Here is an 11,363-nt window from a genome sequence, read left to right as displayed (position 1 = left end):
CGGGAATGATCTATGGAGTCCTGCTGTCCGGGCTGGTCAGCCCGGACAGCAGTGGCTTAGACGAGTGAACCGACGATGACATCCAGGAAGGTGGTCTTGTCGTCCACCAGGGTGGCGCTGCCGTTGGCGGCCTGAGCGATCTTGCGCAGCGCGTCCATGTCAGACTGCGGCCCGAGACCTGCCAGCACCAGTTTCACGGGTTGCAGCTCCGAACGGCTCGATTTCAGTTTGGACAACAGATTGTCCAAACCGATGCTGTTCGGGTCGTCTTCATTGCGGCCGTCCGTCAACAAGACCACGATGGTGTTGGTGTCCAGAGAGGCCGTTCCCCGGGCAGTGGTGTACGCATCCCAGATGGTGTCGTACAGACCGGTGCCGCCCCCCACACTGTCGATGAGGGAGTTGAAGGACTGCTTCATCTTCAACGCTCCGGGGAGCAATGACCCGTCAGCTGCGGTGACCTGAGTTGATGGCATCAGCTGGCGCCAGTCGTGTGCACCAAACTTGGCGTTGTTGGCGAATTGCCAGAGCGTGACGTCGGTGTTCGGAGGGATGTAGGTGAGGGCATCCTTGAGAGCATTGATCGTCAGCTCGATGCGGCTGTTGCCGTATCCGGAGGGCGACATCATCGACCCTGAAGAATCGATGGCTACCAGCATTCGCACTCGTTGGCTGAGTTTTTGCATCAGCGCACCGAACTGACGGAGCTGATTGGCAGTCGGCGCGTCCATGGTGACTTTGACCTCAGCAGGCATCTCCGGGACGGTGACCGAAGTCTGCCCGTCTACCCGGAATCCGCCATCCTTGAGCGCCTTGACGCTGTCTTCTGAGTGCAGCGCTTTGATCAGTTCCTCGGACGCCTTCTTGGCCCGTTCGTCGCTAGCGGACGCTCGGGCGGGAAGGTAACTGAGGGAGCTGACGCCCTCTTTCGCGGCCAGCGCGGAGATCGGCGTGTCGGTATGTGCCTTGTTAAAGGCGGCGATCCCCACTTCGCTGGCTGGGAACACCACCGGGGCGCCGCTGCCACCGGGCATGGCCCGAGAGTAGAGAGCGTCATCGGTGGCGGTGCTGGCGGCGACCGGCAGCATCACCTTGGCTGCCCGCAATTCGTCAGGTCGGCGGCCCCCCGCGTTTTGCCAGGTGTTGAGCAAGGTCATCATGGTCGGGGAGGAGATGTCCCGTTTGGCCATCATGAAGGCGGGTGCTGCCTTGGAGAGGATCTCCGCGGAGGGAACAGACCCGGTCGGGATTTTTTTGCTGTCCACCAAGGATTTAGGGACGCCCAGGACTAGCGGGCTCGTGGCGACCGGCTTGTCCTCCACCTCGTAGGCGTCGGTGGTCTTTTGGTTAGCGGTCAGTGACCACAGCGGTGAGTCGGGGATCCACAGGTCGGGCGCGTCTTTGCCCGGGGTCCGGTTGGCTGTGGCCGCGCTTTCCTCGGCATTGACCGTGAAGGCGGCACAGACTTGTCCGGCGATCCGTTCGGCCTGGGCGTGGACGATGTCCCTCATTTCGGGGGACACCGCGACGTTGACCTTGACCGGATCGGAACATGATGCGTTACCCCCCAGGACGCTGGGCAGGCTACACGCAGACAGCACGCTGACGACAGAGAGTGTCGTCGCGGCTGCCAGCGTGCTCTGCTGCGTCCGTCGCATCGAACGGGTCATGAGCCACTCCCGCCCTTAGAGACAGCGACGTCACGAATGGCGGTGCGGAGCTCATCAGCGTCCTTGACTGCGTCGACACGACCGTGAGTGGTCGAGGCGGCCTTGTCGAGTGGTGCTCGGTCGGCGCCGGTGCCAGCGAGAGCAACAACGCGAGCTGCGGTGACGCGGTTAGAGGCGTCAGCTTGGATGAACGAGGTGAGGGTGGAGATGTCGGTCCCGGAGGCCATCCCACTCGCGGTGATCACCACCACCAGCGGTGCGGTATTGGGAGCAGCATTGTTGACGGCGTTCTGGTAACCCAGGAGAAGAGCGTCTGGCAGCGGTCCGGGGCCTCCTCCGGCTTTCAGGCTGCGCATCGCGTCGGAGAGCTGACCACGTTGTCCTGCATTCGCGGGGGCAATGGGAGTGCCCACATTTGCTCCGCTGGACGAGTACGTGATCAGTCCAGCGCTGACCTCGTCAGGCAGGGTCGCCACCAGGGACGACACACCATCCTTGGCGGCATCGAGCCAGGGGCCCATACCGTTGGAGGTGTCCACGACGAAGACAATGCGGCCTGCGTGTTTGAGCGCCACTGTCCTCTCAGCGTCGGTCGTACCACGAGCGCCGTCCGGCGTGCTGCCTGAAGCAGTGGCGTTGGACGTCGCCGCGGGGTTGTCATTGTTCTGCCGCCACAGCGCGATGCTGGCGATGGCCAGGACGATCACGAGCGTGATCGCGGAGGCGGCGATCATGGGAAGCCGGAGACGCGAAAAGGGTCCCGGCGGTCGACGGTGCTTCACAGCATTACGGTAGGGGAAACCGGCGTCATTCTGACAATCGTCTTGAACAGTTGACTCTGAAGTTTCGGCCAACTTGTGCGCAAAAACCTGGGAAGATCTTTGGGGCGAGACATGTCATCTCACATTTCAAGACTTCAACGGATTAGTACCGACCAGGACGGCAGAGGCGGTCTCCGGAATCTCTGGCGATCGGGAGTGCCTGACACCATCCAGTCGTCAGTGCTGAACGCCTTTGCCCTCAGAGCAGATTCGTTAATCGGACCACCTGAAGGTGCGAGTGGCTACCGCAGCTAACAATGTGGCCCAACACAGGAGCACTCCCAGAGATCCCCACGCGACGGTATGCGACACCATCGCTGATCGCATCCCTTCGCCGAGGGCCCCTGGCGGCAGCCATCCCAAGAGATCACCCCATGGAGCCGGATACCGATGCGTCGGGGAGAGTACCCCACCAGCTCCGGCCATCACCACCCACAACAGGTTGGCCGTAGCCAGCACCGCCTCGGCGCGCAGTGTTCCAGCAAACACGAATGCCAACGCCACAAATGCCGCCGTACCGGCGATCCAGAAGAGCAGCACCCCGGGAATCGCCTCCCATGACGGGCGCCACCCCATGACGACGCCCACCACGCCGACCACGCACACTTGCGCGCCCTGCACTAACAACACTGCCAGGACCCGGGCATATAAGAATCCATCCCGGCCGAGCGGGGTGGTGCCCCACAACCGCAAAACGCCGTACCGGCGGTCGAACCCGAGCCCGATCGCCTGCCCAGTAAACGCCGAGGACAACAATGCGAGCGCCAATGCCCCCGGGACGGCGACATCCACCCGGGGCCCTGGGCCGAGGCTGGGGAAGGGGGAGAGGGTGAGGCCAATCAGCGCCAGCGCTGGGAGCAGCAGCGAGACCAGAAGTTGTTCGCCGTTACGCAGGATGATTAATGCATCAAAGCGAGCAGCTGCTGCCACCCGTACCCATGGGCGGGCAGCACGTGCGGTGCCATTGCTGTCATGGTGACTGTCGCGTGGCGGACGCGAGGCGGTGGATACGTCGGCAGTGTCTGCCGACGCGGATGAAGGTTTGCTCATCGAGGGGTACTTCCGGTCAGGGTGAAATAGGCATCCGCGAGTCGGCCCGTGCCACGGATCTGGTCGAGTCGTCCCGCCATCGCGACGGTGCCGTCACGAACGATCACCACATGATCGGCCAGCTCCTCGGCTTCCTCGAAGGAATGCGTAGTGACGACAATCCCTGCGCCACGGTCGCGTTCGGCGCGAATGATCTCGTAGACGTCTAGGCGGGCATGCGGGTCCAGGCCCGCAGTGGGCTCGTCAAGGAAAAGCACCTCGGGTCGGCCAACGAGGGCTGCGGCGAAGGCAACTCGCTGCCGTTGGCCTCCGGAGAGGCGTCGGACTGTCCGGCCGGCGAAGCCGTCGATACCGAGTTTTCGGGCGATCGCGACGACGTCGATGGGATCGGCGTGGAACAGTGCAAGGTGGTGCAGGACTGCCATCGGCCGGGCCCCGTTGGGTAGCCCACCGTCTTGCAGCATCACCCCTACTCGAGCGCGGTGGTCTGCGCTGGCTTGCCAAGGGTCGGTGTCGAGCACACGGACCATGCCAGAGTCAGGCCGTTGCAGGCCTTCGAGGCATTCCATCACGGTGGTCTTCCCCGCGCCGTTGGGGCCGAGGACGACAGTCACCTCACCGGCGCGAGCGGACCAGGTCATGCCGTCCAGGGCTGTCACGGCCCCGTAGGAACGGCGCACGTCATCGACGATCACGGCAGGCACTAGCGCAGTCTAGGCCTGGTTTGAGGTGTATCGGGTTTCCTGGAGCCCCAGACCTGTTCGATGTGGCGGCGCGGCGGACCTGGTGGGGGCGGCGCGACCACTCCCACGAATTAGGTAAGGTTTGTGTTGTGTTTTCCGCCGACGCTCACGACGGGACTCCCGTCGCGGACGGGAGAGCAACCCGCATCCGGCTCAAGGGCCACGACTCCCGCACCCGGGACCTGGTCCTTCGCGCCGTCGTCGAACGTGGGCCGATCACCGCAGCGACACTCGCTGAAGAGTTCGGACTCACCCCCACTGCAGTACGTCGACACCTCGATGCCTTGGAGATCGATGGCCAGATCCGGCTCGCTCCCGCAGGAGTTGACGCTACGGGAAGTCGGCAGCTTGGTCGCAAAAAGAGCCGAGGGCGACCGGCTCGAGCCTATGTCGCTGGGACTGTGCGTACTGGACTCGCCACTGAGTACGGTCAAGTCGCCACTGCCGCATTGCGTTACCTTGCTGAACAGGCTGGTCCCCACGCGGTGACTGCGTTTGCCCGGCAACGTATCTCGCAGCTCGAATCCCGCTACGGCCATGTCGTTGCCGCCGCAGGTCCGGATGTCCTCGCTCGCGCTCGAGCGCTCGCCCACGCTTTGGACGCCGACGGTTTCGCTGCGACAGCGCGCCCGGTCGGTCCGATGATCCCAGTCCTCCCAGTCGGCAAGACCACCGCCGACGGCATGCACAGTCACCTGTCCAGCATCGGCTTGCAAATCTGTCAGGGACACTGCCCGGTGCAAGAGATCGCCGAAGAGTTTCCCGAATTCTGCGAGGCCGAAACGCAGGCCTTTGCGCGCCTGCTAGGCGTCCATGTCCAGCGGTTATCGACGTTGGCTTCCGGCGCCCACGCCTGTACGACATACATCCCCGGACGGGTCGGCACGACCTGCCAAGACGATCTGAACGGCCGGGACGGTCCCCAGGCCGACCTGCCAGCTGGGCCGCCGGACGACCCACACCCACACACCACCCCGACCACTGAGCACCACCCCACCGAGAGGAGCCCCCGATGAGCATCGACGCGCTCAACCCGGGACTAAAGGACATCGGCCGCTATGAGTACGGGTGGGCCGACTCAGACGTGGCGGGAGCCTCGGCGCGACGTGGCCTCAACGTCGACGTCGTCACCGACATTTCCACCCGCAAGAACGAACCTGAGTGGATGACCAAGCTGCGGCTGAAGTCGCTGCGTTTGTTCGATAAGAAACCGATGCCACACTGGGGCAGCGATCTGTCCGGCATCGACTTTCAAAACATCAAGTACTTCGTGAAGTCCACGGAAAAACAGGCCACCACATGGGAAGAGCTACCCGAGGACATCAAAGCGACGTACGACAAGCTGGGCATCCCGGAAGCCGAAAAACAACGGCTCGTCGCTGGCGTCGCAGCCCAGTACGAATCTGAGGTGGTCTACCACCAGATCCGGGAAGACCTGGAAGCGAAGGGCGTGATCTTTGTCGACACCGACACCGGTCTCCGCGAACACGAAGATATCTTCAAGGAGTACTTCGGCTCGGTGATCCCCCCCGGCGACAATAAGTTCGCCGCGCTGAACACCGCCGTCTGGTCAGGTGGATCCTTCATTTACGTGCCCAAGGGGGTCCACGTAGACATCCCTTTGCAGGCCTACTTCCGGATCAACACCGAGAACATGGGCCAATTTGAGCGGACCCTGATCATCGCTGACGAAGACTCCTACGTGCACTACGTCGAAGGGTGCACTGCCCCGATCTACAAATCCGACTCGCTGCACTCCGCCGTCGTGGAGATTATCGTCAAAAAAGGCGCCCGAGTGCGCTACACGACCATCCAAAACTGGTCGAACAACGTTTTCAACCTCGTCACCAAACGGGCGATGTGCGAAGCCGGAGCCACCATGGAATGGGTCGACGGCAACATCGGCTCCAAAGTCACGATGAAATACCCAGCCGTGTTCCTCATGGGTGAGCACGCCCGCGGCGAAACCCTGTCCATCGCGTTCGCGGGGGAGGGGCAGCACCAAGACGCCGGCGCGAAGATGGTGCACGCTGCGCCACACACGTCCTCCTCCATCGTCTCCAAATCCGTGGCGCGTGGTGGGGGACGGACCAGCTACCGCGGCCTCATCCACATCATGGACGGGGCCCACGGCGCGAAAAGCACCGTGCGCTGCGACGCTCTTCTCGTCGACAACATCTCCCGCTCCGACACCTACCCGTACGTCGACGTCCGAGAAGACGACGTACAGATGGGACACGAAGCCACCGTCTCCAAGGTCAGCGACGACCAACTCTTCTACCTGATGTCTCGCGGCATGAGCGAGGAGGAAGCCATGGCCATGATTGTGCGCGGCTTCGTCGAACCGATCGCCCGTGAACTCCCCATGGAATACGCCCTCGAGCTGAACCGGCTCATCGAACTGCAGATGGAAGGAGCCGTCGGCTGATGTCGATCGAGACCGCCCCCGCACCCGCCACGCCGAACGCTGCGCAGGTGTCCACACCCGACACCCCGCCAAGCACTGTCCCGGAACAATCCCGCGGAGAACGGCGCACCTCCTTCGACCCGGCGGATTTCCCCGTGCCGCACGGCCGCGAAGAAGAATGGCGCTACACCCCACTGGACCGCTTGCAGGGGCTCCTCAATGCCCCTGACTTCGATGCCGCCGGACTGACGCTGACCAGCCGCACCGACCAAAACGTGCACGTCAGCACCGTCACCAGAGATGAAGCCCGCGCGCTCGCCTCTGCTGGACGTCCCGGCGATCGTGGCGCGGTGCTGGCTGATGCCTCTGCAGCACAGGTCACCGTGGTGCGCATCACCGCTGACGCCCACCTGACTGAACCGATCGTTATTGACCAGGTCGGTCTCGGACAGGACGCTCCCGTTGCCGCCCATCTCGTGGTGCTGGCAGAGCGGCACAGCCAGGCAGCCGTGGTGTTGCGCTTCAGTGGAGCTGCGACCCTCGCGGATCGCGTCGAGATCGTCGCCGAGGACGGTGCCCATCTGACAGTGGTCACCGTCCACGAGTGGCAGGACGACGCCATCCACCTCAGCGAGCATGACGTGTACGTCGGGCGGGATGCTGACGTGCGACACATCACTGCCACCCTTGGCGGTCACCTCGTTCGGCAAAGCACCAACACCCGATATGCCGCGCCAGGAGGGTCCTTCGAAGGTCTCGGCGTGTACTTCGCTGACGCAGGTCAACACCTCGAACACCGACTGTTCGTAGACCATGACACCCCGAACTGCCGCAGCAATGTCGTCTATAAGGGAGCGCTGCAAGGCGCATCCGCACACACCGTCTGGGTCGGTGACGTCCTCATCCGCGCCACCGCCCATGGCACCGACACCTACGAGCTGAACCGCAACCTCGTCCTGACCGACGGTGCCCGCGCCGACTCCGTCCCCAACCTGGAAATCGAAACCGGTGACATCGTCGGAGCCGGTCACGCCAGCGCCACTGGGCGCTTCGACGACGAACAACTGTTCTATCTGATGGCTCGCGGGATCCCTCAGGACGAGGCTCGTCGTCTCGTCGTACGCGCTTTCTTCGCCGACATTGTCAACAAAATCGGCATCCAGGAGATCAGCGAACACCTGATGGCTGTCGTCGACGACGAACTTGCCGCCTCCATGGGGCCAGTCCCGGCACCGCAGGAGAGTGACCAGTGACCTTCCAGCGGGTCTGTGCCCTGTCTGAACTCCCCACAGTCGGTGCCATCAGGGTTGTCCTTGATGACATGGACGCCCCCCTGGCAGTGGTCCGGGACGATGAGGGCACCGTCCACGCCATTGAAGACGAATGCAGCCACGGCAGCGTCGCCCTCTCTGAAGGAGAAGTCGACGGCAACTGCATCGAATGTTGGCTTCACGGAGCCCGGTTCGACCTGCGCACCGGCGCCCCACTGACCCCACCGGCCACTGCGGCGATCCTGGTCTACCCCGTCCACATCGACGGTGACGACGTCCTCGTCGACATCCCCGCCACCCCCCACGCCTAAGCGTCGCCACCGCGCACGCCCCACGTTCCGAGGAGAAACACCATGGCCACCCTGGAGATCCGCGACCTGCACGTCAGCGTGGACACCGAATCCGGCGCGAAAGAAATCCTGCGCGGGGTCGACCTGACCATTCGTTCCGGTGAAACTCACGCCATCATGGGACCCAACGGCTCTGGAAAATCCACCCTGGCCTACTCGATCGCCGGCCACCCCAAATACACCATCACCAGCGGCACCGTCACCCTGGACGGTGACGACGTCCTCGCGATGAGCGTCGACGAACGCGCCCGCGCCGGTCTCTTCTTGGCGATGCAATACCCCGTGGAAGTCCCCGGGGTATCAGTGTCGAACTTCCTGCGCACCGCCAAAACCGCCGTCGATGGCCAAGCACCCAAACTGCGCACCTGGGTCAAAGAAGTACGGTCCGCCATGGACGCCTTGAAAATGGACCCCGCCTTCGCCGAACGCGACGTTAACGCTGGCTTCTCCGGCGGCGAAAAGAAACGCCACGAAGTCCTCCAGCTCGAACTGCTCGCACCGAAGATGGCGATCCTCGACGAAACCGACTCCGGCCTTGACGTCGACGCACTGCGCGTCGTCTCCGAAGGAGTAGTTCGCGCTAAAGAAGCCAATGATCTAGGCATCCTGCTCATCACCCACTACACCCGCATCCTGCGCTACATCAAACCTGACTTCGTCCACGTCTTCGCAGCCGGCCGCATCGTCGAAGAAGGCGGCCCCGAACTGGCCGAACACCTCGAAGAACACGGCTACGACCGGTACGTCGCCCTGCAGAACGCGGCCAAAGCCTGATGTCCGGCGGGCCGTTCACCGACGCCGAGCTGGCCCGGATCCGCGCCGACTTCCCCATCCTGTCGCGGCGCCTGCGAGGTGACCGTCCCCTGGTGTATCTCGACTCCGGGGCCACCTCGCACAAACCTCGCCAGGTCATGGACGCCGAACGAGCCTTCTACGAACAGCTAAACTCCGCCGTCCACCGCGGCGCACACCAACTCTCCGAAGAAGGCACTGAAGCCTACGAGCACGCCAGATCCAGGATCGGCGCGTTCATCGGCGCACCAAGCCAGGAAGTGGTCTTCACCAAAAGCGCCACCGAATCCCTGAACCTGGTGGCATACGCCCTGAGCAATGCCACCACACCCGGCGCTCTCGACGACGTGGACCCCACCGTCGCGGACCGACTACGCATCGGCCCCGGCGACAACATTTGCGTCACCGAAATGGAGCACCACGCCAATCTGGTCCCTTGGCAAGAACTAGCCCGCCGTACCGGCGCAACCCTGCGCTGGCTTCCACTAACCCCTGACGGGCGCCTCGACCTCACCCACCTGGACACCATCGTCGACGAACGCACTAAGGTCTTCGCGTTCACTCACGTCTCCAACGTGCTGGGTACCCTCAACCCGATCGCCACCCTGGTGGCTCGGGCCCGACAGGTCGGGGCACTCACGGTGCTTGATGCCTGCCAATCCGCCCCACACCGAGCCCTGGACGTCACCGACCTCGGCGTTGACTTCCTCGCGTTTTCCGGACACAAAATGCTCGGACCCCTCGGACTAGGCGTGCTCTGGGGACGCTATAACCTCCTGCGAGCGATGCCGCCGTATCTCACTGGCGGATCAATGATCGAAGTCGTCCGGATGGAAGGCTCCACCTACCTTCCCCCGCCGGAACGCTTCGAACCAGGAGTGCCCGCCGCTGCGCAAGCCATTGGCCTCGCTGCGGCCTGCGACTATCTCGACGCCCTCGGGATGGACCGCCTCGACGCACACATGCAGGCCCTCGCCGCCCAACTGCTCGACGCGCTCGCCGAGCGTTCGTGGTTGCGGGTTCTCGGACCGAGCCAAGGTCATCATCGCTCTGGGGCGGTCGCCTGGACCGTCGATGGTGTCCACCCCCATGACGTGGGGCAGGTGCTTGACGACGCGGGAGTGGAGGTGCGAGTAGGGCATCACTGTGCGGCACCGCTGCACCGGGCCTTGAGGGTGGTGGCTTCTACTCGGGCGAGTTTTGGGCCCTACACCACCCCAGCGGAAATCGATGCTCTGGTCTCTGCTCTCGACACGATCCCGACCATTTTCCGCCTGGAGACATGACATGGACCTCTACCAGGAACTTATCCTCGACCACAGCAAACATCCCCAGCATGCAGGGCTGCGGGAGCCTTACGGCGCTGAGGTGCATCACGTCAACACGACATGTGGCGATGAAATCACCTTGCGGGTGCACCTTGATGACGCCGCGAAAGGACCCGATGCGATCGTCACTGACATCAGTTATGACGCGCTGGGGTGCTCCATTTCGATGGCGTCCACGTCAATCCTTGCGCAGGAATGCATCGGACACTCCCTCGCCGAAACAATGCAGACGTACGCCGCGATGCGCGCGATGCTTACCTCCCGCGGTCAGGACGCTGGAGATGAAGAGGTCATCGGGGACGGAGTGGCATTGGCTGGGGTCGCCCAATATCCGGCGCGAGTCAAATGCGCACTGCTCGGATGGACCGCGTTGACTGATGCCCTGGCTCGTTCTGGGGCAGACCTGACCCTCTTGACCGATGATGTGACGAAGGAGACCCACTGATGAGCGAGTCTGTCCAGGACGAACAGCTGCCGGGCTCGGCGGCACCCACCGGAGCCGTCCCGATCCCGGCTAACGTGGCCGATGTCGAAGAGGCATTGCGAGATGTTGTCGACCCGGAATTGGGGATCAACGTCGTCGACCTGGGGCTGATTTATGGGGTGCACCTTGACGGTGGGACCCACGCGGTGATCGATATGACGTTGACGTCAGCGGCTTGCCCGTTGACCGATGTCATCGAAGACCAAACCGCACAGGCTCTGGAGGGGCTGGTGGCGAGCCATCGCATTAACTGGGTGTGGATGCCGCCATGGGGTCCAGACAAGATCACCCCGGACGGTCGGGAGCAGCTGCGCGCTCTCGGCTTCAACATCTGAGCTTGACGGCCGGTGTCGTCGAGGCCGTGGTGATGGCCCCGACGACACCGATGAGGGGAATGGCCCCAGCCTGCGCAGCGCAGGCCAGGAGAACGCACCCCGTTGAGCTACC

General features: G+C 63.4%; 12 protein-coding genes. 8 read left to right on the top strand and 4 right to left on the bottom strand.

What is annotated here, in order from left to right:
* Positions 1 to 56: 56 nt before the first annotated feature.
* The 4 genes from KEM60_RS07840 to KEM60_RS07825 all read right to left on the bottom strand — a co-directional run bounded on the left by KEM60_RS07840 (position 57) and on the right by KEM60_RS07825 (position 4,236).
* Positions 57 to 1,670, bottom strand: a complete 1,614-nt coding sequence (locus KEM60_RS07840; protein WP_219106979.1) for a substrate-binding domain-containing protein — start codon at positions 1,668 to 1,670, stop codon at positions 57 to 59.
* Positions 1,667 to 2,404: a vWA domain-containing protein gene (locus tag KEM60_RS07835; RefSeq protein WP_219106978.1), complete on the bottom strand. Its 738-nt coding sequence runs from the start codon at positions 2,402 to 2,404 to the stop codon at positions 1,667 to 1,669. The genes KEM60_RS07840 and KEM60_RS07835 overlap by 4 nt, the downstream gene beginning before the upstream one ends.
* A gap of 300 nt (positions 2,405 to 2,704) precedes the next feature.
* On the bottom strand, positions 2,705 to 3,541 hold the full coding sequence (locus KEM60_RS07830; protein ID WP_219106977.1) for an ABC transporter permease: 837 nt from the start codon (positions 3,539 to 3,541) through the stop codon (positions 2,705 to 2,707).
* On the bottom strand, positions 3,538 to 4,236 hold the full coding sequence (locus tag KEM60_RS07825; protein WP_370626326.1) for an ABC transporter ATP-binding protein: 699 nt from the start codon (positions 4,234 to 4,236) through the stop codon (positions 3,538 to 3,540). Before KEM60_RS07825 ends, KEM60_RS07830 begins: the two co-directional genes overlap by 4 nt.
* Before the next feature lie 137 nt (positions 4,237 to 4,373).
* On the opposite strand from KEM60_RS07825, the gene KEM60_RS07820 reads away from it, so the two are divergent.
* From KEM60_RS07820 to KEM60_RS07785, 8 genes are read left to right on the top strand one after another with little or no spacing between them, the layout of a single operon-like run.
* A complete protein-coding gene (locus tag KEM60_RS07820; RefSeq protein ID WP_255574380.1) occupies positions 4,374 to 5,300 on the top strand; it encodes a metalloregulator ArsR/SmtB family transcription factor in 927 nt (308 codons plus the stop codon).
* Positions 5,297 to 6,712: a Fe-S cluster assembly protein SufB gene (sufB, locus tag KEM60_RS07815; protein ID WP_219106976.1), complete on the top strand. Its 1,416-nt coding sequence runs from the start codon at positions 5,297 to 5,299 to the stop codon at positions 6,710 to 6,712. Before KEM60_RS07820 ends, sufB begins: the two co-directional genes overlap by 4 nt.
* Positions 6,712 to 7,944: a Fe-S cluster assembly protein SufD gene (sufD, locus tag KEM60_RS07810; protein WP_219106975.1), complete on the top strand. Its 1,233-nt coding sequence runs from the start codon at positions 6,712 to 6,714 to the stop codon at positions 7,942 to 7,944. Before sufB ends, sufD begins: the two co-directional genes overlap by 1 nt.
* Positions 7,941 to 8,273: a non-heme iron oxygenase ferredoxin subunit gene (locus tag KEM60_RS07805; RefSeq protein WP_219106974.1), complete on the top strand. Its 333-nt coding sequence runs from the start codon at positions 7,941 to 7,943 to the stop codon at positions 8,271 to 8,273. Before sufD ends, KEM60_RS07805 begins: the two co-directional genes overlap by 4 nt.
* 42 nt (positions 8,274 to 8,315) lie before the next feature.
* Entirely contained in the window at positions 8,316 to 9,086 is a 771-nt protein-coding gene (sufC, locus tag KEM60_RS07800; protein ID WP_219106973.1) for a Fe-S cluster assembly ATPase SufC, read from the top strand.
* Positions 9,086 to 10,390 (top strand): SufS family cysteine desulfurase, encoded by a 1,305-nt coding sequence (locus KEM60_RS07795; protein WP_219106972.1) that lies wholly within the window; start codon positions 9,086 to 9,088, stop codon positions 10,388 to 10,390. The genes sufC and KEM60_RS07795 overlap by 1 nt, the downstream gene beginning before the upstream one ends.
* Before the next feature lies 1 nt (position 10,391).
* Positions 10,392 to 10,877, top strand: coding sequence for a Fe-S cluster assembly sulfur transfer protein SufU (sufU, locus tag KEM60_RS07790; protein ID WP_219106971.1), 486 nt, complete (start codon positions 10,392 to 10,394; stop codon positions 10,875 to 10,877).
* On the top strand, positions 10,877 to 11,251 hold the full coding sequence (locus KEM60_RS07785; RefSeq protein WP_255574379.1) for a metal-sulfur cluster assembly factor: 375 nt from the start codon (positions 10,877 to 10,879) through the stop codon (positions 11,249 to 11,251). Before sufU ends, KEM60_RS07785 begins: the two co-directional genes overlap by 1 nt.
* Positions 11,252 to 11,363: the final 112 nt, after the last annotated feature.

Source organism: Austwickia sp. TVS 96-490-7B, assembly GCF_019331795.1.
Lineage (GTDB): Bacteria > Actinomycetota > Actinomycetes > Actinomycetales > Dermatophilaceae > Austwickia.
Note: the sequence above shows the minus strand (reverse complement) of the source record. Positions and strands in the feature narration are given on the sequence as shown.